Origin of the sequence: Streptomyces sp. NBC_00207, from assembly GCF_045160965.1 — a bacterium.
Taxonomy (GTDB): Bacteria; Actinomycetota; Actinomycetes; order Streptomycetales; family Streptomycetaceae; genus Streptomyces.
Genome location: NZ_CP130715.1, coordinates 6,510,558 through 6,531,392 on the forward strand (window position 1 = coordinate 6,510,558; position 20,835 = coordinate 6,531,392).

At 71.6% G+C, this 20,835-nt stretch carries 23 protein-coding genes; 21 read left to right on the top strand and 2 right to left on the bottom strand.

Annotated elements, in window-relative coordinates; genetic code table 11:
- The first annotated feature begins 12 nt into the window (after positions 1 to 12).
- Positions 13 to 1,587, top strand: a complete 1,575-nt coding sequence (gene ffh / locus OG472_RS30885) for a signal recognition particle protein (protein ID WP_401613291.1) — start codon at positions 13 to 15, stop codon at positions 1,585 to 1,587.
- 128 nt (positions 1,588 to 1,715) lie between these two features.
- Entirely contained in the window at positions 1,716 to 3,653 is a 1,938-nt protein-coding gene (gene ftsH / locus OG472_RS30890) for an ATP-dependent zinc metalloprotease FtsH (protein ID WP_401613289.1), read from the top strand.
- 35 nt (positions 3,654 to 3,688) lie between these two features.
- Here ftsH and OG472_RS30895 read toward each other — a convergent pair whose 3' ends face one another.
- Positions 3,689 to 4,366 carry a methyltransferase type 11 gene (locus OG472_RS30895; protein WP_383563626.1) on the bottom strand — a complete coding sequence of 226 codons (678 nt, stop codon included), beginning with the start codon at positions 4,364 to 4,366 and terminating at the stop codon, positions 3,689 to 3,691.
- A 131-nt stretch (positions 4,367 to 4,497) separates the two neighbouring features.
- On the opposite strand from OG472_RS30895, the gene proS reads away from it, so the two are divergent.
- From proS to OG472_RS30985, 18 genes are all read left to right on the top strand, one after another.
- A complete protein-coding gene (proS, locus tag OG472_RS30900) occupies positions 4,498 to 5,910 on the top strand; it encodes a proline--tRNA ligase (protein ID WP_383563629.1) in 1,413 nt (470 codons plus the stop codon).
- 209 nt (positions 5,911 to 6,119) lie between these two features.
- Positions 6,120 to 6,716: a hypothetical protein gene (locus OG472_RS30905; protein WP_030708534.1), complete on the top strand. Its 597-nt coding sequence runs from the start codon at positions 6,120 to 6,122 to the stop codon at positions 6,714 to 6,716.
- A 383-nt stretch (positions 6,717 to 7,099) separates the two neighbouring features.
- Entirely contained in the window at positions 7,100 to 7,540 is a 441-nt protein-coding gene (rpsP, locus tag OG472_RS30910) for a 30S ribosomal protein S16 (protein WP_030386406.1), read from the top strand.
- A gap of 2 nt (positions 7,541 to 7,542) precedes the next feature.
- The gene (locus OG472_RS30915; protein WP_030011889.1) at positions 7,543 to 7,782 is read left to right on the top strand and encodes an RNA-binding protein; all 240 of its coding nucleotides are present in this window, start codon (positions 7,543 to 7,545) and stop codon (positions 7,780 to 7,782) included.
- 81 nt (positions 7,783 to 7,863) lie between these two features.
- Positions 7,864 to 8,424: a ribosome maturation factor RimM gene (gene rimM / locus OG472_RS30920; protein ID WP_401613286.1), complete on the top strand. Its 561-nt coding sequence runs from the start codon at positions 7,864 to 7,866 to the stop codon at positions 8,422 to 8,424.
- Positions 8,424 to 9,245, top strand: a complete 822-nt coding sequence (trmD, locus tag OG472_RS30925; RefSeq protein ID WP_405832142.1) for a tRNA (guanosine(37)-N1)-methyltransferase TrmD — start codon at positions 8,424 to 8,426, stop codon at positions 9,243 to 9,245. Before rimM ends, trmD begins: the two co-directional genes overlap by 1 nt.
- A 132-nt stretch (positions 9,246 to 9,377) precedes the next feature.
- Positions 9,378 to 9,728 (top strand): 50S ribosomal protein L19, encoded by a 351-nt coding sequence (gene rplS, locus OG472_RS30930; protein WP_030823745.1) that lies wholly within the window; start codon positions 9,378 to 9,380, stop codon positions 9,726 to 9,728.
- Positions 9,729 to 9,772: 44 nt separating this feature from the next.
- Complete coding sequence (gene lepB / locus OG472_RS30935) at positions 9,773 to 10,555, top strand: signal peptidase I (protein ID WP_405942279.1); 783 nt, start codon at positions 9,773 to 9,775, stop codon at positions 10,553 to 10,555.
- Positions 10,548 to 11,405, top strand: coding sequence for a signal peptidase I (gene lepB / locus OG472_RS30940; protein ID WP_401613281.1), 858 nt, complete (start codon positions 10,548 to 10,550; stop codon positions 11,403 to 11,405). The genes lepB (OG472_RS30935) and lepB (OG472_RS30940) overlap by 8 nt, the downstream gene beginning before the upstream one ends.
- Positions 11,406 to 11,516: 111 nt before the next feature.
- A complete protein-coding gene (gene lepB, locus OG472_RS30945) occupies positions 11,517 to 12,413 on the top strand; it encodes a signal peptidase I (RefSeq protein WP_401613279.1) in 897 nt (298 codons plus the stop codon).
- Between the two features lie 43 nt (positions 12,414 to 12,456).
- Entirely contained in the window at positions 12,457 to 13,239 is a 783-nt protein-coding gene (gene lepB / locus OG472_RS30950) for a signal peptidase I (RefSeq protein WP_401613277.1), read from the top strand.
- Positions 13,229 to 13,732, top strand: a complete 504-nt coding sequence (locus tag OG472_RS30955; RefSeq protein WP_401613275.1) for an NUDIX hydrolase — start codon at positions 13,229 to 13,231, stop codon at positions 13,730 to 13,732. The genes lepB (OG472_RS30950) and OG472_RS30955 overlap by 11 nt, the downstream gene beginning before the upstream one ends.
- Positions 13,733 to 13,787: 55 nt before the next feature.
- The gene (locus OG472_RS30960; RefSeq protein WP_005311352.1) at positions 13,788 to 14,096 is read left to right on the top strand and encodes a DUF2469 domain-containing protein; all 309 of its coding nucleotides are present in this window, start codon (positions 13,788 to 13,790) and stop codon (positions 14,094 to 14,096) included.
- A gap of 109 nt (positions 14,097 to 14,205) precedes the next feature.
- A complete protein-coding gene (locus OG472_RS30965; protein ID WP_405832145.1) occupies positions 14,206 to 14,577 on the top strand; it encodes a YraN family protein in 372 nt (123 codons plus the stop codon).
- Positions 14,577 to 16,211 (top strand): YifB family Mg chelatase-like AAA ATPase, encoded by a 1,635-nt coding sequence (locus OG472_RS30970; RefSeq protein ID WP_405942280.1) that lies wholly within the window; start codon positions 14,577 to 14,579, stop codon positions 16,209 to 16,211. The genes OG472_RS30965 and OG472_RS30970 overlap by 1 nt, the downstream gene beginning before the upstream one ends.
- Entirely contained in the window at positions 16,208 to 17,383 is a 1,176-nt protein-coding gene (dprA, locus tag OG472_RS30975) for a DNA-processing protein DprA (protein WP_405942281.1), read from the top strand. The genes OG472_RS30970 and dprA overlap by 4 nt, the downstream gene beginning before the upstream one ends.
- Before the next feature lie 209 nt (positions 17,384 to 17,592).
- On the top strand, positions 17,593 to 18,429 hold the full coding sequence (whiG, locus tag OG472_RS30980) for an RNA polymerase sigma factor WhiG (protein ID WP_362858442.1): 837 nt from the start codon (positions 17,593 to 17,595) through the stop codon (positions 18,427 to 18,429).
- 52 nt (positions 18,430 to 18,481) lie between these two features.
- Positions 18,482 to 19,039: a TetR/AcrR family transcriptional regulator gene (locus OG472_RS30985; RefSeq protein WP_383563907.1), complete on the top strand. Its 558-nt coding sequence runs from the start codon at positions 18,482 to 18,484 to the stop codon at positions 19,037 to 19,039.
- A 96-nt stretch (positions 19,040 to 19,135) separates the two neighbouring features.
- Here OG472_RS30985 and OG472_RS30990 read toward each other — a convergent pair whose 3' ends face one another.
- On the bottom strand, positions 19,136 to 19,666 hold the full coding sequence (locus tag OG472_RS30990) for a M23 family metallopeptidase (RefSeq protein WP_401613233.1): 531 nt from the start codon (positions 19,664 to 19,666) through the stop codon (positions 19,136 to 19,138).
- A 250-nt stretch (positions 19,667 to 19,916) separates the two neighbouring features.
- On the opposite strand from OG472_RS30990, the gene rpsB reads away from it, so the two are divergent.
- Positions 19,917 to 20,801, top strand: coding sequence for a 30S ribosomal protein S2 (gene rpsB / locus OG472_RS30995; RefSeq protein ID WP_361755224.1), 885 nt, complete (start codon positions 19,917 to 19,919; stop codon positions 20,799 to 20,801).
- Positions 20,802 to 20,835: the final 34 nt, after the last annotated feature.

Here is a 20,835-nt window from a genome sequence, read left to right on the forward strand (position 1 = left end):
ATCGCGACCACCGTGTTCGATACGCTCTCCGACCGCTTGGCGAATACCTTCAAGGGCCTGCGCGGCAAAGGCCGGCTGTCCGAGGCTGACATCGACTCCGCGGCCCGGGAAATCCGTATCGCCCTCCTCGAGGCCGACGTCGCCCTCCCGGTCGTCCGCTCCTTCATCGCGAACGTCAAGGAGAGGGCCCGCGGCGAGGAGGTCAGCAAGGCGCTGAACCCCGGCCAGCAGGTCCTGAAGATCGTCAACGACGAGCTCGTCACGATCCTCGGCGGCGAGACCCGGCGGCTGCGCTTCGCCAAGACGGCCCCCACCGTGATCATGCTGGCCGGTCTCCAGGGTGCCGGTAAGACCACCCTCGCCGGAAAGCTCGGCCTCTGGCTCAAGGGGCAGGGCCACACCCCGCTCCTCGTCGCCTGCGACCTCCAGCGCCCCAACGCCGTCAACCAGCTCTCCGTCGTCGCCGACCGCGCGGGCGTGGCCTTCTACGGCCCCCAGCCGGGCAACGGCGTCGGTGACCCGGTCCAGGTCGCCAAGGACTCCATCGAGTACGCGCGGACCAAGCAGCACGACATCGTCATCGTCGACACCGCCGGCCGCCTCGGCATCGACCAGGAGCTGATGCAGCAGGCCGCGGACATCCGCGACGCCGTCAGCCCCGACGAGATCCTCTTCGTCGTCGACGCCATGATCGGTCAGGACGCGGTCAACACCGCCGAGGCCTTCCGCGACGGCGTCGGCTTCGACGGCGTCGTGCTCTCGAAGCTCGACGGCGACGCCCGCGGCGGTGCCGCGCTCTCCATCGCGCACGTCACCGGCAAGCAGATCATGTTCGCCTCGAACGGCGAGAAGCTCGACGAGTTCGACGCCTTCCACCCCGACCGCATGGCGGGCCGGATCCTCGACATGGGTGACATGCTCACCCTCATCGAGCAGGCCGAGAAGACCTTCTCGCAGGCCGAGGCCGAGAAGATGGCGGCCAAGCTCGCCAAGGGCCCGAAGGAGTTCACGCTCGACGACTTCCTGGCCCAGATGGAGCAGGTCCGCAAGATGGGCTCCATCTCCAAGCTGCTCGGGATGCTGCCCGGCATGGGGCAGATCAAGGACCAGATCAACAACATCGACGAGCGTGACGTCGACCGCATGGCAGCGATCATCAAGTCGATGACCCCGGCCGAGCGCCAGGACCCGCACATCATCAACGGCTCGCGCCGTGCCCGTATCGCCAAGGGTTCCGGCTCCGAGGTCAGCGCCGTCAAGGGCCTCGTCGAGCGGTTCTTCGAAGCCCGCAAGATGATGTCCCGCATGGCCCAGGGCGGCGGGATGCCGGGCATGCCCGGCATCCCGGGGATGGGCGGTGGCCCCGGCCGGCAGAAGAAGCAGGTCAAGCAGGCCAAGGGCAAGCGCAAGAGCGGCAACCCGATGAAGCGCAAGGAAGAGGAGGCCGCAGCAGCGGCCCGCCGCGAGCAGGGTCCGCAGGCGATCGAGCCCGCGGCCGGCGGCAGCCCCTTCGGCCTTCCCGCCGGCGGTGGCCAGCCGGGCCAGGACTTCGACCTTCCGGACGAGTTCAAGAAGTTCATGAAGTAGTACCTGCGCAGGCAGGCAGCGGAGGGCCCCGGTCGTGATCCCACGGCCGGGGCCCTCCGTCTTCTGCGGGGCAACGGGTCGATTTGTCGCTTATCGTCGGCCGGGAGGATGGCAGAAGGAGGCGCCCCGTGCCCAGCCCCACCCCCGTACCTCCCCGCGACCGGGCCGACACGCCCTGGCGCTCGGAAGGCGCCCCGCCCACGCCTCCGCCGAAGAAGCGGATGCCGGGCGGCTGGAGGGGGCTGATCCTCGCCGCCCTGATCGTCTACCTGGTGACCAACCTCGTGCTGTCCTTCTTCAACGAGGGGGACGAGCCCACCATCTCGTACACCGAGTTCAGCAAGCAGGTGGCCGGCGGCAACGTCTCGAAGATCTATTCCAAGGGCGACGCGATCCAGGGCGAGCTGAAGGCCAAGCAGCCGCTGCCCGACGGGGACAAGGGGGACTACACCAAGTTCGTCACCCAGCGCCCGGCCTTCGCCGACGACGACCTGTGGGCCGACCTCACCAAGCAGAACGTGACGGTGACGGCCTCCCCGGTCGTCGTGCAGCGCAGCTTCCTCGCCAACCTGCTGCTCTCCCTCGCCCCGATGCTCCTGCTGGTCCTGCTGTGGGTGGTCATCGCCCGCCGGATGGGCGGGGGGATGGGCGGCATGGGCGCCCTGGGCCGCAAGGCCCCGCCCAAGCCGGTGGAGCTGGAGACCGGCGACAAGCGCACCACCTTCGAGGACGTGGCCGGCATCGACGAGGTCGAGGGCGAGCTCAACGACGTCGTCGACTTCCTCAAGAACCCGCAGGCCTACCGGAAGCTGGGCGCCCGGATGCCCGGCGGGGTCCTCCTGGCCGGCCCTCCCGGCACCGGCAAGACCCTGCTCGCGCGGGCGGTCGCGGGCGAGGCCGGGGTGCCGTTCTTCTCCGCCTCCGCCTCCGAGTTCATCGAGATGATCGTCGGCGTCGGCGCCTCCCGGGTCCGCGAACTCTTCACCGAGGCCCGCAAGGTGGCTCCCGCGATCATCTTCATCGACGAGATCGACACCATCGGCCGGGTGCGCGCCGGCAGCGCGGCCATGGGCGGCCACGACGAACGCGAACAGACCCTGAACCAGATCCTCACCGAGATGGACGGCTTCTCCGGCTCGGAGGGGGTGGTCGTCCTCGCCGCCACCAACCGGGCCGACGTCCTGGACCCCGCCCTGACCCGCCCCGGCCGCTTCGACCGCACGGTGGCCGTCTCCCCGCCCGACCGGGCCGGCCGCGAGGCCATCCTGCGCATCCACACCCGCGACATCCCGCTCGGCCCGGGCGTCGACCTCGCGCAGGTGGCCCGTACGACCCCCGGAATGACCGGCGCCGAACTGGCCAACCTCGCCAACGAGGCCGCGCTGCTGGCCGTCAAGCGCCGGCAGGACCAGGTCACCCAGTCCGATCTGTCCGACGCCCTGGAGAAGGTCCAGCTCGGCGCGGAGCGGTCCCTGGTGATGCCGCTGGAGGAGCGCCGCCGCACCGCTTACCACGAGAGCGGCCACGCCCTCCTGGGCATGCTGCAGCCGGGCGCCGACCCGGTCCGCAAGATCACGATCGTGCCCCGGGGCCGCGCCCTCGGCGTCACCCTCTCGACCCCGGACGCCGACCGGTACGCGTACACCGAGCCGTACCTGCGCGGCCGCGTCATCGGGGCGCTCGGCGGCATGGCGGCCGAGCACGTCGTCTACGACGTCATCACCACGGGCGCGGAGAACGACCTCGAACAGGTCACCAACATCGTCCGGGGGATGGTCGGCCGCTGGGGCATGAGCGACCGCGTCGGAAAGCTCACCGCCATCCCGTCCGACGGAGGCGGCCCCTACGGCCTGTCCGCCGCCCCCGCCACGCTCGACGCGGTGGACCACGAGATGCGGCGGATCGTCGACGAGTGCTACGCGGAGGCCTGCCGCCTCCTGCGCGAACACCGCCCGCAGCTCGACGCCCTGGCCGAGGCCCTGCTCGCCAACGAGACCCTGGACGAGACGGCCGCCTACGCCGCCGCCGGAGTCACCCGCCTGACGAAGGCCCACGACACCGACTGACGGGGCGGCCGCACGGCTGCACGGCCGTACGCCCGTTAGCCCATCCGGGCGATCACATACCGGAAGATGTTCGGCAGCCACACGGCGCCGTCGGACCGCTCGAACGGGTGAAGCGCCTCGGCCAGCTCCTTCTCCGCCAGCGCCGGATCGGCCGCGCTGTCGTAGAGCCCGGTCGACAGCAGCCCGCGCACCGCGCTGTCCACGTCCGCGTACCCGAAGGGGCAGAACACCCGCCCCGATCCGTCCGGTCTGAGCCCGGCCCGCTCCACCAGCGCGTCCAGGTCCCGGGGCGAGGGCCCGCCGCCCAGGACCGCGGGCACCGTGCAGCGCTCCGCCGGGCCCCAGTCGGCCAGCACCACCGCCCCGCCGCGGCGCACCGCGGGCAGGGCCGCGGCCAGGGCCGCCGGGGACGGCGAGAAGGCCAGCAGGGCGTCGTACGGGCGGGGCGCCGACGGCGGGGCCGCCAGTACCTCCAGCAGCCGCTCACGGGCCAGTGCCCGCCGGGCCGGATCCGCCTCCACGCCCGTGGCCACGGCTCCCCGCCCGGCCGCGAGCAGCAGGGCCAGGCCGGCCCCGCAGTCGAGGCCCAGCAGCCGGTCGCCCGGCCCGACCTCCAGTCGGTCGTAGACCGCCTCGTACAGCGGTACCAGCATCCGTTCCTGGATCTCCGCCCAGTCCCGGGCGACGAGCGTCGCCGTCGGCGTCGGTGTCATCGAAAGAGCGCTCCTGATTCCGTATCGCCCCCTTGCCCCCGTTGCCAGAGAACTCCCCATTCGCCCCCGCGTCCAGAGGAGCGAGGCACCCGATTCACGCATCGTGTGCCCGGCGCCGTACGATTCGCGGCATGGCAAAGGCACCCGTTCTCACCCCGCAGGCGGAGGATTTCCCCCGCTGGTACCAGGATCTGATCAACAAGGCCGAGCTGGCCGACAACGGTCCGGTCCGCGGCACCATGGTCATCCGACCGTACGGCTACGGCCTGTGGGAGCGGATGCAGCAGGAGATGGACGCGCGCATCAAGGACGCGGGCGCCCAGAACGCGTACTTCCCGCTCTTCATCCCGCAGTCGTACCTGACGAAGGAAGCCGAGCACGTCGAGGGCTTCGCCCCCGAGCTCGCGGTCGTCACGCACGGCGGCGGCAAGGAGCTGGAGGAGCCGGTCGTCGTCCGGCCCACGTCCGAGACGATCATCAACGACTACTTCTCCAAGTGGGTCCAGAGCTACCGCGACCTGCCTCTGCTGATCAACCAGTGGGCCAACGTGGTCCGCTGGGAGATGCGCCCGCGCGTGTTCCTCCGTACGAGCGAGTTCCTCTGGCAGGAGGGCCACACCGCCCACGCCACCTACGAGGACGCCCGCGACTACGCCGCCCGCATCCACACGGACGTCTACGGCGACTTCATGACGAACGTGCTCGGCATCGACGTCGTGCTCGGCCGCAAGACCGCCAAGGAGCGCTTCGCCGGCGCCATCAACACCCTCACCCTCGAGGGGATGATGGGCGACGGCAAGGCCCTGCAGCTGGGCACGAGCCACGAGCTCGGCACCAACTTCGCCAAGGCCTTCAACACCCAGTACCTGTCGAAGGAAGGCAAGCAGGAGCTCGTCTGGCAGACCTCCTGGGGCGTCTCGACCCGCATGGTCGGCGGCCTGATCATGTCCCACGGCGACGACAACGGCCTGCGGGTGCCGCCGCGCCTGGCGCACGTCCAGGTCGTCGTCATGGCGATCAAGGGCGACGAGGCCGTCACCAAGGTCCGCGAGCTCGGCGCCCAGCTGAAGGCCGCCGGACTCCGGGTCCAGGTCGACGACCGCGTGGACACCCCCTTCGGCCGCCGCGCCGTGGACTGGGAGCTCAAGGGCGTACCGGTGCGCATCGAGATCGGCCCCCGCGACCTGGAGGCCGGCACCGCGATGCTGGCCCGCCGCATCCCGGGCGGGAAGACCCCGGTGCAGATCGACGCGCTCGCCGACCTGCTGCCGAAGGTGCTCGACGAGGACCAGGCGCAGCTGCTGCGCGAGTCCCGCGAGCGCCGTGTGGCCCGTACCTCCGACGTGTCGACGATCGAGGAGGCCGCCGAGGCCGCCGTCGCCGGCGGCTGGGCGCGGATCCCGTGGGCGGACCTCGGTCCCGAGGGCGAGGCCAAGCTGGCCGAGCAGGCCGTCTCCGTGCGCTGCCTGATCGCCGAGGACGGGTCGGTCCCCACGGCGGACGACGCCCCCGGTACCCTCGCGATCGTCGCGCGCTCGTACTGACGGGGCCCGAAGGCTTCTGTGCCCCGGCGTGCGGCTCGTGCCGCGCGCCGGGGCAGCTTCGTCATTGGTCCTCGTTAAGTACCGACTCCTCCTGAGATAGACGCACCCGTCCTCGTCAGCACGCATGAGACTGAACTGACTGGTACGTGCAAAAAATTTGGAATGGCCCGGAATCGGAACACCCGGGCACCTCGGCTCGTTGTCACGACGTGAGCACGACACCACCTGTTCTCGCCGCAGAGCTGGCGCAGGCGTGGGCCGATATTCAGCGGCACCACCCCGAGCTGCCTGACCTTGCCGCGCCCGAGTCCCTGATCGGAGAGTCCTCGTCCGCCTGCGGCGCCGAGCTCTCCTTCGAGCGACTGCTGCACGAGGCAGTCCACGGCATCGCCGCCGCCCGCGGAGTCCGAGACACCTCGCGCGCCGGCCGCTACCACAACCGCAGATTCCTCGCGATCGCCGAGGAGCTGGGGCTGGACCACTCCGAGGAGCCGCACGCCAGCAGCGGCTTCTCGCTCGTCACGCTCAATCCGGAGGCGAAGCGGCGCTACCGCCCCACCATCGAACGGCTGCAGCGCGCCCTGAAGGCGCACACCGCCGCCACGGCAGCCGACACCAAGCGCAGCTTCCGCGGACCGGCCGCCCGGCACGGGTCCTCCGGTGGCGGCGTGCGCGTCAAGGCGGTCTGCGACTGCGGGCGCAACGTGCGGGTGGTCCCCTCCGTGCTGGCCCAGGCGCCGATCGTGTGCGGCGGGTGCATGAAGCCCTTCCGCATCCCCGAAGTCGCCATCGCGGCGGCCTCCTGACCGCCCTCACCGTCGCCACCGGGGCCACCGCCCCACGGCGAACCGGCCGCCGGGCCCTCGCCCCCACCGGGGCGACCGCCGCCGGCGCACACGCGGGCAGCCCGCACCGCCGCACCACCGGCGGGCCGTGCCCCGCGCCCCGCACCGCCGTCCTTGCGGTACCCCGTGCCCGCACGGAGAAGGGAGCGGGCCGCCCGCGGCAGGCGGACCCGCCCGCCCGGCGGAGCGCGCCGCGGGCGTATGGCACAATGGCTAGCTGTACTCGACAGTCGCATAGGACCCCTCTCTCCTCCGGCTGACGCGTCCATCGGGCACCCGAGTACCGCAACCCCACGTGGCATCTCATGTGCCCAACCACGTCAAGTTCAGGAGACACCACTCCAGTGGCAGTCAAGATCAAGCTCAAGCGCCTCGGCAAGATTCGCCAGCCGCACTACCGCATCGTCGTCGCCGACGCCCGCACCCGCCGGGATGGTCGCGCGATCGAGGAGATCGGTATCTACCACCCGACCTACAACCCGTCGCGCATCGAGGTCAACGCCGAGCGTGCGCAGTACTGGCTGTCCGTCGGCGCCCAGCCCACCGAGGCTGTGCTCGCCATCCTGAAGCTGACCGGTGACTGGCAGGCCCACAAGGGTCTCCCCGCCCCCGCGCCGCTCCTGCAGCCGGAGACGAAGGAGAGCAAGCGTCGCTCCTTCGACGAGTTCGCCAAGGCCCTCGAGGGCATCGGCGAGGGCAAGGGCGAGGCCATCACGCAGAAGGCGAAGAAGGCCGACAAGAAGGCGGACGAGGCTGAGGCCGCCGCCGAGTCGACCGAGGCCTGATCATGCTCGAGGAGGCTCTTGAGCACCTCGTAAAGGGCATTGTGGACAACCCCGACGAAGTGCAGGTCGCCTCGCGCAACCTGCGCCGTGGGCAGGTGCTCGAGGTCCGGGTTCACCCCGACGACCTCGGGAAGGTGATCGGCCGCAACGGCCGCACCGCACGTGCACTGCGTACCGTCGTGGGCGCCATCGGCGGCCGGGGGATCCGCGTCGACCTCGTCGACGTGGACCAGGTCCGCTGAGTATTTGAATCACCGGCACGGGCCGGGGAGGGCATTCGTGCCCGCCCCGGCCCGTCGTCGTCTGAACAGGAGAGACACACAGTGGAGCTGGTAGTCGCGCGGATCGGCCGCGCCCACGGCATCAAGGGTGAGGTCACCGTCGAGGTGCGCACGGACGAGCCGGAGCTGCGGCTCAGCCCCGGTGCCGTGCTCAAGACGGAGCCCGCCACGGCGGGACCGCTGACCATCGAGACGGGCCGGGTGCACAGCGGCCGGCTGATGCTCCGCTTCGCCGGCGTCAAGGACCGCACGGGGGCCGAGGCGCTGCGCAACATCCTGCTGATCGCCGAGGTGGACCCCTCCGAGCTGCCGGAGGAGGAGGACGAGTACTACGACCACCAGCTGATGGACCTGGACGTCGTCCTCGCCGACGGCACCGAGATCGGCCGGATCACCGAGATCTCCCACCTGCCCTCGCAGGACCTCTTCATCGTCGAGCGGCCGGACGGCTCCGAGGTGATGATCCCCTTCGTCGAGGAGATCGTCGCCGAGATCGACCTGGAGGAGCAGCGCTGCGTCATCACCCCGCCGCCCGGGCTGATCGACGAGCGCGAGGCCGTCATCGTCTCGACCCGTGACGAGGACTCCGGGGACGACGCCTGATGCGTCTCGACGTCGTCACGATCTTCCCCGAGTACCTGGAGCCGCTGAACGTCTCCCTCGTCGGCAAGGCCCGTGCCCGCGGGCAGCTCGACGTGCACGTCCACGACCTGCGGGACTGGACGTACGACCGGCACAACACGGTCGACGACACCCCGTACGGCGGCGGTCCCGGCATGGTCATGAAGACCGAGCCGTGGGGCGAGGCCCTGGACGCGGCGCTGGCCGACGGCTACGAGGCGGGCGCGCACGGGCCCGTCATGGTCGTCCCCACCCCCAGCGGCCGCCCCTTCACCCAGGAACTGGCCGTCGAGCTCTCCGAGCGGCCGTGGCTGATCTTCACCCCGGCCCGGTACGAGGGCATCGACCGCCGGGTCATGGACGAGTACGCCACCCGCATGCCGGTGTACGAGGTCTCCATCGGCGACTACGTCCTGGCGGGAGGCGAGGCCGCCGTCCTGGTCGTCACCGAGGCCGTGGCCCGGCTGCTGCCCGGGGTGCTCGGCAACGCCGAATCGCACCGCGACGACTCCTTCGCGCCGGGCGAGATGGCCAACCTGCTGGAGGGGCCCGTCTACACCAAGCCCCCGCAGTGGCGCGGCCGGGACATCCCCGAGGTGCTGCTCAGCGGCCACCACGGGAAGATCGCCCGCTGGCGCCGGGACGAGGCCTTCCGCCGGACCGCGCAGAACCGCCCGGACCTGATCGAGCGCTGCGAGGCCTCAGCCTTCGACAAGAAGGACCGGGAGATCCTCTCCGTCCTGGGCTGGAAGCCGTCCGCGGACGGCCGATTTTGGCTCAGGCCCGAGGCCGTGGAAGAATAGGCGGCTGCTGTACGCCCGCGGGCGCCCCTGCCACAGGGGGACCGTCGCCCGCCGGGTGGAACAGCTCCCGAATTCTCTACGGAAACCCGCCCGGCGGCCTGTGGCGTCGTGCGAAGAAAGCAGACGAAGAACATGTCTCACCTGCTCGATGGCGTCAACGCCGCCGCGCTCCGCTCGGACGTCCCGGCCTTCCGCCCGGGTGACACGATCAACGTGCACGTCCGCGTGATCGAGGGCAACCGCTCCCGTATCCAGCAGTTCAAGGGCGTCGTCATCCGTCGCCAGGGCGCCGGGGTCTCCGAGACCTTCACCGTCCGCAAGGTCTCCTTCAGCGTCGGCGTGGAGCGTACCTTCCCGGTCCACTCCCCGATCTTCGAGAAGATCGAGCTCGTCACCCGCGGTGACGTTCGCCGTGCGAAGCTGTACTACCTCCGTGAGCTCCGCGGCAAGGCCGCGAAGATCAAGGAGAAGCGCGACAAGTAAGGTCGCCTCCGGTGTTCCGGGGCGGCCGGATAGGCTCGCCCCCGATGGACACCGAAGCACCTCACACGCAGCGCGGCCACTCTTCCCCCGCAGAGGGGGGAGAGCGGCCGCGTTTTGCGTTCTCCGTGACCGGGAAGCCGGCGGTGGGGAGGCGGGCGTCGGGGCGCCCCGCGAAGGGGCGGGCGCGGACCCGGGGATCCCTGACCTGGCGGCGGGCCGGTGTGCTCGGTGTGATCTGCACCGTCTTCCTGCTGCTGTTCAGCAACTTCGTGGTCCAGCCCTTCCTGATCCCGAGCCGCTCCATGGAGCCGACGCTCCAGGTCGGCGACCGGGTGCTGGTCAACAAGCTGGCGTACCGTTTCGGCGACCAGCCGGGCCGCGGGGACCTGGTGGTCTTCGACGGCACGGGCTCCTTCGTTCGGGAACGCCCGGACGCCAATCCGGTCGGAGTGCTGCTCCACGGTGCGGCCTCGGCGCTCGGGCTCGCGGAGCCGTCCGACACCGACTTCGTGAAGCGGGTGGTGGGCGTGGGCGGTGACGACGTGGTGTGCTGCGATGCCGGCGGGCGGGTCGAGGTGAACGGCGTGCCGCTGGACGAGCCGTACCTGTATCCCGGTGACGCCCCCTCGAAGGTGCCGTTCCGGATCGTCGTACCCCTGGGGAGCCTGTGGGTGATGGGTGATCATCGGTCCCAGTCGCGGGACTCGCGGGACCATCTCGGGGAACCGGGCGGGGGGATGGTGCCGGTGGAGAAGGTGATCGGGCGGGCCGACTGGATCGGCTGGCCGGTTTCGCGCTGGGGCGCCGTCGGCGGCGGTCATGGGTAGCCGGGGACGGCCGCGCGGCGGACGGGAGCGGGAGCCCGAACCGGAGCCGGAACCGACGCCCGCACCGGTGGTGGAGGGCGGCCGGGCCGAACGGCGCCGGACGGCCCGCAAGGTGCGCCGGCGCCGCCGCACGCGCCGGGCGGGCGAGCTGCCGCTGCTGGTCGTGGTGGCCCTGTGCATAGCCCTGCTGCTCAAGACCTTCCTGGTGCAGGCCTTCTTCATCCCGTCGGGCTCGATGGAACAGACCATCCGCATCGGCGACCGGGTCCTCGTGGACAAGCTGACCCCGTGGTTCGGCTCCAAGGTCGAGCGCGGCGACGTCGTCGTGTTCAAGGACCCCGGCGGCTGGCTCAAGGGCGAGGCGGCCCGGCCCGCCCAGGATCCGGTCGGCGTCAAACAGATCAAGCAGGGCCTGACCTTCATCGGCCTGCTGCCCTCGGCCGACGAGCAGGACCTCATCAAGCGCGTCATCGGCGTGGGCGGGGACACCGTCAAGTGCTGCGACAACAGGGGCCGGGTCACCGTCAACGGCTCGCCGCTCGACGAGCCGTACGTGAATCCGGGCAACGCCCCCTCGGACATCGCCTTCGAGGTCGACGTGCCGGCCGGGCGGCTCTTCGTGATGGGCGACCACCGGGCGAATTCCTCGGACTCGCGCTTCCACCTCGACGAGGCTTTCGACGGAACCATCGACGAGAACGGGGTCGTGGGCGAAGCCGTGGTGATCGCCTGGCCGTTCGGGCACTGGAAGCGACTGGAACAGCCCGCGACCTTCCGCATGGTGCCCGATCAGGCACGGAGTGAAGGACGCGGACGGCGTAGGCGCCGTCGGGGCCTGCCGTTCGCATAGTGTGTCTTCGGTCTCCCGCGCCTTAGGGAACTCCCGCTCGTTAAGGGAGGGGAGGGCCCGTGCCTGTTTCGGCCGGGCGGCGATCGCGAGTGAGGAGTGGATGTGGGGGATGTGGCGGTAGGCGCACGTTCCGGTCGCGACGAGGGCGAGGAGCGGCCGGACGATGCAGTCGAGCGCGAGGCCGACGAGGACGGTACCGCGGCGCCGGCGCACCGCTCGTTCTGGAAGGAGCTTCCGCTCCTCATCGGCATCGCCCTGCTGCTGGCCCTGCTGATCAAGACCTTCCTGGTCCAGGCGTTCTCGATCCCGTCCGACTCGATGCAGGACACCCTGCAGCGCGGCGACCGGGTGCTGGTGGACAAGCTGACCCCGTGGTTCGGTTCCGAGCCGGAGCGCGGTGAGGTCGTCGTCTTCCACGACCCCGCGAACTGGCTCTCGGGGGAGCCCACTCCGGAGCCGAACATCGTGCAGAAGGCCCTCAGCTGGATCGGCCTGATGCCGTCCGCCGAGGAGAAGGACCTGATCAAGCGGACGATCGCCATCGGCGGTGACACGGTCGAGTGCAAGAAGGGGGGACCGGTCGTCGTCAATGGCAAGGCGCTCGACGAGCCGTACATCTACCCCGGCAACACCCCGTGCGACGACGCCCCCTTCGGCCCGATCACCGTGCCCAAGGGCAAGATCTGGGTGATGGGCGACCACCGGCAGAACTCCCAGGACTCCCGCTACCACATGCAGGACTCCACCCAGGGCTTCGTGCCGGTCGACAAGGTCGTCGGCCGGGCCGTCGTGATCGCGTGGCCGGTCACCCGCTGGTCGACGCTGCCGATCCCGGACACCTTCGACCAGCCGGGCATCGGCAACCAGGCCGCCGCGACCGCGCTCGGTCTCGGAGCCTCCGGGCTGGCCCCGGTCGGGCTGGGCCCGGCCGCACTCGGGCTCGTGGGGGCGGTTCCGCTCGTCATGTGGCGCAGGCAGAAGCTGACCAGCGGTCGTACCGCCCGGTAGGGTGCCGCCCAGGTCGACGATCCCGGAGTGTGGGGGCGCTGCAATGGGCGGAACACAAGCAATACGCAGTGGCAAGGATGGCCGCGGCGGTCTCGGCAATGTGCTGTCGGGACTCGCCGTGGCCATCGGCTTTGCGCTCTTCCTCGGCGGCTTCGTCTGGGGGGCGCTTCTCTATCAGCCCTACACGGTGCCGACCGACTCGATGATGCCGACCGTGAAGCCCGGGGACCGGGTGCTCGCGCAGCGCATCGACGGCGGGGAGGTGCGCCGCGGGGACGTGGTCATCTTCACTGATTCCATGTGGAGCGATTCGCCCATGGTCAAGCGGGTCGTCGGCATCGGCGGCGACACCGTGAAGTGCTGCGGCGCGGGCGGCGAGCTGACGGTGAACGGAACGCCGCTGGACGAGCCGTACGCCGACACCACCCGCCCGGACACGGGTCTGGCCATGCCTCCGGGGCAGGCCCCGCCACCCGGAACCCCGTTCGAGGTGACGGTCCCCGAGGGGAACCTCTTCCTGCTGGGCGACCGGCGGGCCGCCTCACTGGACTCCCGCGCCCACTTGCAGGAGGCAGGGCAGGGGACCGTGTCGAGGTCGGCCGTCAGCGCCCGCGTCGACGCCCTGGCCTGGCCCTCCGTGAAGATGCTGGAGCGTCCGGCGACGTACGCCGGCCTGCCCGGCGGGATCTCGCACCCCGGGCCGCTGCGGCTCCAGCTGGTCGCGGTGGTGGCCGGCGCCGTCCTGGTCCTGCTGGGGGCCGCGTACGGGCCCGTGGCGCGGGTCCTGGGGCGCGGGCGGAGGCAGGAGCGGGCCGGTGTCCGCTGACCCGGCCGGGACCGGCCGCCGGAAGGTGTCGCGGGTGATCCTCCTGGACCCGGACGACCGGATCCTGCTGCTGCACGGCTTCGAGCCGGCGGACCCCTCGGACGACTGGTGGTTCACCCCGGGCGGCGGGCTGGAGGGCTCCGAGAGCCGGGAACAGGCCGCGCTGCGCGAGCTGGCGGAGGAGACGGGGATCACGGAGGTGGAGCTGGGGCCGGTGCTGTGGCAGCGCTACTGCTCGTTCCCCTTCGACGGGCGCCGCTGGGAGCAGGACGAGTGGTACTTCCTGGCACGTACCAGCCAGACGGCGACCGAGATGGGCGGGCTCACCGAGCTGGAGCGGCGCAGCGTCACCGGAGCCAGGTGGTGGACCTCCGAGGAACTTCTCTCGGCCCATGAGACGGTGTACCCGACCAGACTCGCCGAGCTGCTCCGTACGCTGCTCGACGACGGTCCCCCGGGTGCGCCGGTGGTCCTGGCCCCGGAAATCGTTTAGGGGCGCACGGGCCTGGCGCACAATAGGGGGACGCACGGCTGAAGGGGAACATGCCATGAGTGCCGAGGACCTCGAAAAGTACGAGACCGAGATGGAGCTGAAGCTCTATCGGGAGTACCGCGACGTCGTCGGGCTGTTCAAGTATGTGATCGAGACCGAACGCCGTTTCTACCTCACCAACGACTACGAGATGCAGGTGCACTCGGTCCAGGGCGAGGTGTTCTTCGAGGTCTCGATGGCCGACGCGTGGGTCTGGGACATGTACCGGCCGGCCCGCTTCGTGAAGCAGGTCCGGGTGCTGACCTTCAAGGACGTGAACATCGAGGAGCTCAACAAGAGCGACCTCGAACTGCCCGGCAGCTGAGCTTCCTCACCCGGGAGGGTGAGGAGGTTTTCCACAACGGCCGGTTCGTCCACCAAGATCCACAAGGTGGGCGGGGACGCGGGACCGTCGGTGCCGGAGGTGGTGCCGGATGAACGCGAAGGGCGTGGCACAGCAGGCATTGGGGCGGTACGGCGAGGAACTCGCCGCGCGGCGGCTGACCGAGGCCGGCATGACGGTGATCGCGCGGAACTGGCGGTGCCGCGGCGGGGAGATCGACATCGTCGCGCGGGACGGGGACGCCCTCGTCGTGTGCGAGGTCAAGACCCGCCGGGCGGGTGACTTCGAACATCCCATGGCCGCGGTGCGGCCGCCCAAGGCCGAGCGCTTACGGGGGCTCGCCGGGCGGTGGCTCGCCGACCACGGCGGACCGCCCCCGGGCGGCGTGCGCATCGACCTCGTCGGAGTCCTGCTGCCGCGGCGCGGTGCGCCCCTGGTGGAACACGTCAGGGGGGTGGCCTGATGGGGTTCGCACGAGCCTGCTCGGTGGCCCTGGTCGGCGTCGACGGGGTGGTGGTCGAGGTCCAGGCCGATCTGGAGCCCGGAGTCGCGGCCTTCACCCTGGTGGGGCTGCCGGACAAGACCCTGGTCGAGAGCCGGGACCGGGTGCGTGCGGCCGTGGTCAACTCGGGGGCGGCCTGGCCGCAGAAGAAGCTCACGGTCGGGCTCAGCCCGGCCTCCGTGCCGAAGTCCGGCGCCGGATTCGACCTGGCCGTCGCCGCGGCGGTGCTCGGGGCCGCCGAGGTGGTCGACCCGGCGGCCATCGCCGATCTCGTCCTCATCGGGGAGCTGGGGCTGGACGGCCGGGTCCGTCCGGTCCGGGGGATCCTGCCGGCGGTCCTCGCCGCGATGGAGGCCGGATACCGGCAGGTGGTGGTGCCGCAGCAGTGCGCCGCCGAGGCCGCGCTCGTGCCGGACGTCTCCGTGCTCGGCGTGCGCAGCCTGCGTCAGCTGATCGCGGTCCTGACCGGCGGGACGGTGCCCGAGGAGGATCCGCCCGACCCGCCGGGGCGCCCCGATCCGATACTGGCCGGCCTGCTGGTCCCGGGTGCGGGACTGGGCACGGGTCTCGCCCAGGGCCGCACCGGCCGGGGGGAGGCCGCGGACTTCCCCGACCTCGCCGACGTGGCCGGGCAGCAGACGGCGCGCCGCGCCCTGGAGGTGGCGGCCGCCGGAGGGCACCACCTCTTCCTCAGCGGACCCCCGGGCGCGGGCAAGACGATGCTGGCCGAGCGGCTGCCCTGGATCCTGCCGCCGCTGACCCGCCAGGACTCCGTGGAGGTCACGGCCGTCCACTCGGTCGCGGGGATCCTCCCGCCCGGCGAACCACTGGTCGCCCGGCCGCCGTACTGCGCACCGCACCATTCGGCGACCATGCAGTCCCTGGTGGGCGGCGGGAGCGGGATCCCCAGGCCCGGAGCGGTCTCCCTGGCGCACCGAGGCGTGCTCTTCCTGGACGAGGCCGCGGAGTTCCACAGCCGGGCCCTGGACGCGCTGCGCCAGCCCCTCGAATCGGGACACGTGGTCATCGCCCGGGCCGCGGGCGTGGTGAGGCTGCCGGCCCGGTTCCTGATGGTGCTCGCCGCGAACCCCTGCCCGTGCGGGCGCCACACCCTGCTGGGAGCCGGGTGCGAATGCCCGCCCTCGGTGATCCGGCGCTACCAGGCGCGGCTGTCCGGGCCGCTGCTCGACCGGGTGGACCTGAGGGTGGAGGTCGAGCCCGTCACCCGGTCCGATCTGCTGGGGCAGGGCGGGCGGGGGGAGGCCACCGCCGTGGTCGCCGAGCGGGTGCGGGAGGCCCGGGAGCGCGCCGGGGCCCGGCTCGCCGACACGCCGTGGCGGCTCAACTCCGAAGTGCCCGGACAGGAATTGCGGACCCGGTGGCAGGCGGGCCCCGGGGCACTGGCGCAGGCCGAGCGCGACCTGGAGCGGGGGCTGCTCACCGCGCGCGGGCTGGACCGGGTGCTGCGGGTCGCCTGGACCGTCGCCGATCTGCGGGGGCGGGACCGGCCCGACGCGCTGGACGTGGCCGTGGCGCTGGAGTTGCGGACCGGGATCGCCCGCGGGGCCGTCCCGGTGACGGGAGGCGGGAGGTGACCGGCGCAGGGGACGAGGAACTGCTCGCGAGGGCGGCGCTGTCGCGGGTGCTCGAGCCCGGGGACGAGCACGGCGGGCGCTGGCTGCGGGAGCACGGCGCGGTGGGGCTGATGGGGCTGCTGACCGGCCCCGCGACGGGATCGGAGGCCCCGGCGGGAGTGGGGCCGGAGCGGCTCGCCGGGTACCGCAGACGGGCGGCACTGGCCGATCCGCGGCGCGACCTCGAACGGGCCGCCGCCTCGGGAGTCCGGTTCGTGTTCCCGGGATCGGCGGAGTGGCCGACCCAGCTCGACGACCTCGGCGACGCCCGCCCCGTCGGGCTGTGGCTGCGGGGCCGGCCGAACCTGCGGACCTGGGCTCTGCGTTCGGTGTCCGTGGTCGGCGCCCGGGCCTGCACCCCGTACGGCGCGCACATGGCGCAGACCCTGGCCGCCGGGCTCGCCGAGCGGGGCTGGGTCGTGGTCTCCGGCGCCGCGTTCGGGATCGACGGCGCCGCCCACCGGGGGGCCCTCGCGCCGGGCGGCGCGACCGCGGCGGTGCTCGCCTGCGGGGTGGACGTCGCCTATCCCCGCGGACACTCCGGGCTGCTCGACCGGATCGCCGGCCAGGGGCTGATCCTCGGCGAGCTGCCGCCCGGCAGCCATCCGACCCCCAGCAGGTTCGTCCTGCGCAACCGGGTCATCGCGGCCCTCACCCGGGGCACGGTCGTCGTGGAGGCCGCCCACCGCAGCGGGTCCCTCGTCACCGCCCGGCGGGCCCAGCAGCTCGGGCGGATCACGATGGGCGTCCCGGGGGCCGCCACCAGTGCGCTCTCGGCCGGGGTGCACGAACTGCTGCGCGGCGAGGCCGTGCTCGTCACCGACGCGGCGGAGGTGGTCGAACTGGTGGGCTCCATGGGCGAGCTGGCTCCCGAGCGGCGCGGTCCCGTGCTCGCCAGGGACCTGCTGGACCGGGACACGGCCCGGGTGCTCGAAGCGCTGCCGGCCGGACGCCCGGCCGACGTGGCGTCGCTGGCACTTGCCTGCGGCACCGGCGCCGATGAAGTCATCGGCAGACTGTACGAACTTCACTCTCTGGGGTTCGTCGAACGGCAGGGCGACGGCTGGCAGTTGAGCAGACAAACGGCTGGAAGGGACATACAAACCCGGCCCACCCGGCGAGGCGGTCGTTGACCTGGGGAGTTCCGGTGAAAGAGTGAAACCGATGAGAGACGCGGTCTTCCCGGTGGCAGCTGCCGGGACCGTGCGCGCTGCGCCGGTCCCGGGCGGCCCGTGCGAGTCGGGGCGCCCCTGCGCCCCCGCGCCATCCCGTACTCTTCGCGCACCGCGACACTTCCGTCACGCTACGCTCCCAAGGAATCCGGCTCCGGCAAAGGCGAAGCATGCCCCAGCACACCTCAGGGTCCGACCGCGCTGCGGTGCCCCCCGCTGCCCGTGGCAGCGTGCGGTCCACCGCGCCCTCGTCCCTGGAGGTGCTGTGGCGCTCGTACAAGGAATCGGGTGACGAGCGGCTGCGGGAGCAGTTGATCCTGCACTACTCGCCCCTGGTGAAGTACGTCGCCGGCCGCGTCAGCGTGGGCCTGCCGCCCAATGTCGAGCAGGCCGACTTCGTCTCCTCCGGGGTCTTCGGACTGATCGACGCCATCGAGAAGTTCGACATCGAACGGTCGATCAAGTTCGAGACCTACGCGATCACCCGGATCCGCGGCGCGATGATCGACGAACTGCGGGCACTGGACTGGATCCCCCGCTCGGTCCGGCAGAAGGCGCGGGCCGTGGAGCGGGCCTACGCCACGCTGGAGGCCCAGCTGCGGCGCACCCCGACGGAGAGCGAGGTCGCCGGGGAGATGGGCATCGGGGTGGAGGATCTCCACACCGTCTTCAGCCAGTTGTCCCTGGCGAACGTGGTCGCCCTGGAGGAGCTCCTGCACGTCGGCGGGGAGGGCGGCGACCGCCTCTCGCTGATGGACACCCTGGAGGACACCGCCGCCGACAACCCGGTGGAGGTGGCGGAGGACCGCGAACTGCGGCGCCTGCTGGCGCGGGCCATCAACACCCTGCCCGAGCGCGAGAAGACGGTGGTCACCCTCTACTACTACGAGGGCCTCACCCTCGCCGAGATCGGCAACGTGCTGGGCGTCACCGAGAGCCGGGTCAGTCAGATCCACACCAAGTCCGTCCTGCAACTGCGCGCGAAGTTGGCAGATGTAGGACGGTGAGCTTGCGCCCCCTCCGTAGAGTGGATGCGTGCCCAGGATTCGAGCGGCCTCCGTGGCCGAGCACCGGTCGATGCAGCGCGGCGCCCTCTTGGACGCTGCGCGTTCCCTGCTGTCCGAAGGCGGGACGGAGGCGCTGACCTTCCCCGCCCTCGCGGAGCGGACCGGCCTCGCCCGGTCCTCCGTGTACGAATACTTCCGCTCCCGTGCGGCCGTCGTCGAAGAGCTGTGCGCGGTGGACTTCCCCGTGTGGGCCGCCGAGATCGAGGCGGCGATGGAGCAGGCGGAGTCGCCGGAGGCGAAGATCGAGGCCTACGTGCGGAGCCAGCTGGGGCTGGTGGGGGACCGGCGGCACCGGGCGGTGGTGGCCATCTCGGCGAGCGAGCTGGACGCAGGTGCGCGGGAGAAGATCCGCGCGGCGCACGGCGGCCTGGTCGCGATGATCGTCGAGGCGCTGGCCGGCCTCGGGCAGCCGGAGCCGCGCCTCGCGGCGATGCTGCTGCAGGGGGTCGTGGATGCGGCCGTGCGACGCATCGAGCTCGGCGCGGCGGAGGATCCCGTCGTCGTGACGGAGACGGCCGTGGCCATGGCCCTGCGGGGCGTGCGGGGCTGAGGTCCCCGGGGCTCCCGGGGCTCCCGCCCCGGAACTTCCCCGGATTCCGTCCGGGGCCCTCCACACCTCGATCGCCGGCCGGGCTGAAAGATCGCCTCAAACGCCGGCGGGGTCCGGTGTGGGCGAGGCCGGATTCGGCAGCAGGCGGGGTGTCGAGCGGGGGAGCAGGGTCAGGGGGTTGAGGTAGGTCTCGCCCGACAGGAGGCCCCAGTGGAGGCACGGGGCCGGACAGTGGGAGCCCTGTGTCAGGACGGCCACCACCTGGCCCGCCGTGACCTGCTCGCCCTCCGCGACCAGCGGGCGGACCGGTTCGTAGGTCGTGCGCAAGCCGTCCGGGAGGGTCAGGGAGAGCACACCGCGGCCCGCGACCTGCCCGGCGTAGTGGACCCGGCCCGGGCCGACCGCGCGGAGCTCCGCGCCCACCGGGGCGGACAGGTCCACGCCGCGGTGCCCTGCCGCGTACGGGGTCGGCGGCGGGTCCCACCAGCGGGCCACCGTCAGCGGTGCGGGCAGCGGGCGCGCCCCGGGCAGGTGCCCGGGAACGGCCCGGGGCTGGTGTCCGGGCACGGGCCCGGGCAGGGCCGCCTGTGCCAGGGCCAGGAGCAGGCTGAGCAGCAGAGTCGTCATGGGCCGTAGCGTCCCGCGCCCGTACGGGGCCGCGAGCGGGCCTGTGGACGATCCGGGCGCTGTGGACAACGGCGTCACCCGGCATACCGCCGGGTCCCGTACACTTCTTGTGGCGATCCGGGTCACCGGGTCGACTTCGCACGCCCCGGCACCAGCCCGAAACGGCCAGGTGACAGCGTCTCTCGGTCCCTCATGGGGGCAGGGCGCGGTGGGGCGTCAGGAACCAAACCGAGAAACCAAGGAGATGGCCATGGCCGTCGTCACGATGCGGGAGCTGCTGGAAAGCGGCGTCCACTTCGGTCACCAGACCCGCCGTTGGAACCCGAAGATGAAGCGCTTCATCTTCACGGAGCGCAACGGCATCTACATCATCGACCTGCTGCAGTCGCTGTCGTACATCGACCGCGCCTACGAGTTCGTGAAGGAGACCGTCGCGCACGGTGGCTCCATCATGTTCGTCGGTACCAAGAAGCAGGCCCAGGAGGCCATCGCCGAGCAGGCGACGCGCGTTGGTATGCCGTACGTCAACCAGCGCTGGCTGGGTGGCATGCTCACCAACTTCTCCACCGTCTACAAGCGCCTTCAGCGTCTGAAGGAGCTTGAGGCGATCGACTTCGAGGACGTCGCCGCCTCGGGTCTCACCAAGAAGGAGCTCCTGGTCCTCTCCCGCGAGAAGACCAAGCTGGAGAAGACCCTCGGTGGTATCCGCGAGATGTCGAAGGTTCCCAGCGCCGTCTGGATCGTCGACACCAAGAAGGAGCACATCGCCGTCGGTGAGGCGCGCAAGCTGCACATCCCGGTCGTCGCGATCCTCGACACCAACTGCGACCCCGACGAGGTCGACTACAAGATCCCGGGTAACGACGACGCGATCCGTTCCGTCACCCTGCTCACCCGCGTGATCGCCGACGCCGTCGCCGAGGGCCTCATCGCCCGCTCCGGCGCTGCGACCGGCGACTCGAAGCCGGGCGAGAAGGCCGCCGCCGAGCCGCTCGCCGAGTGGGAGCGCGACCTGCTCGAGGGTGACAAGAAGGCCGACGACGCCGAGGCCGCTCCGGCCGCGGCCGCCGCCGAGGTCGTCGAGGCCCCGGCCGCCGAGGCTGAGGCCCCGGCCGCCGACGCCGAGCAGGCCTGACCCACTGAGAGCGCCCGGCGTTCACGCGCCGGGC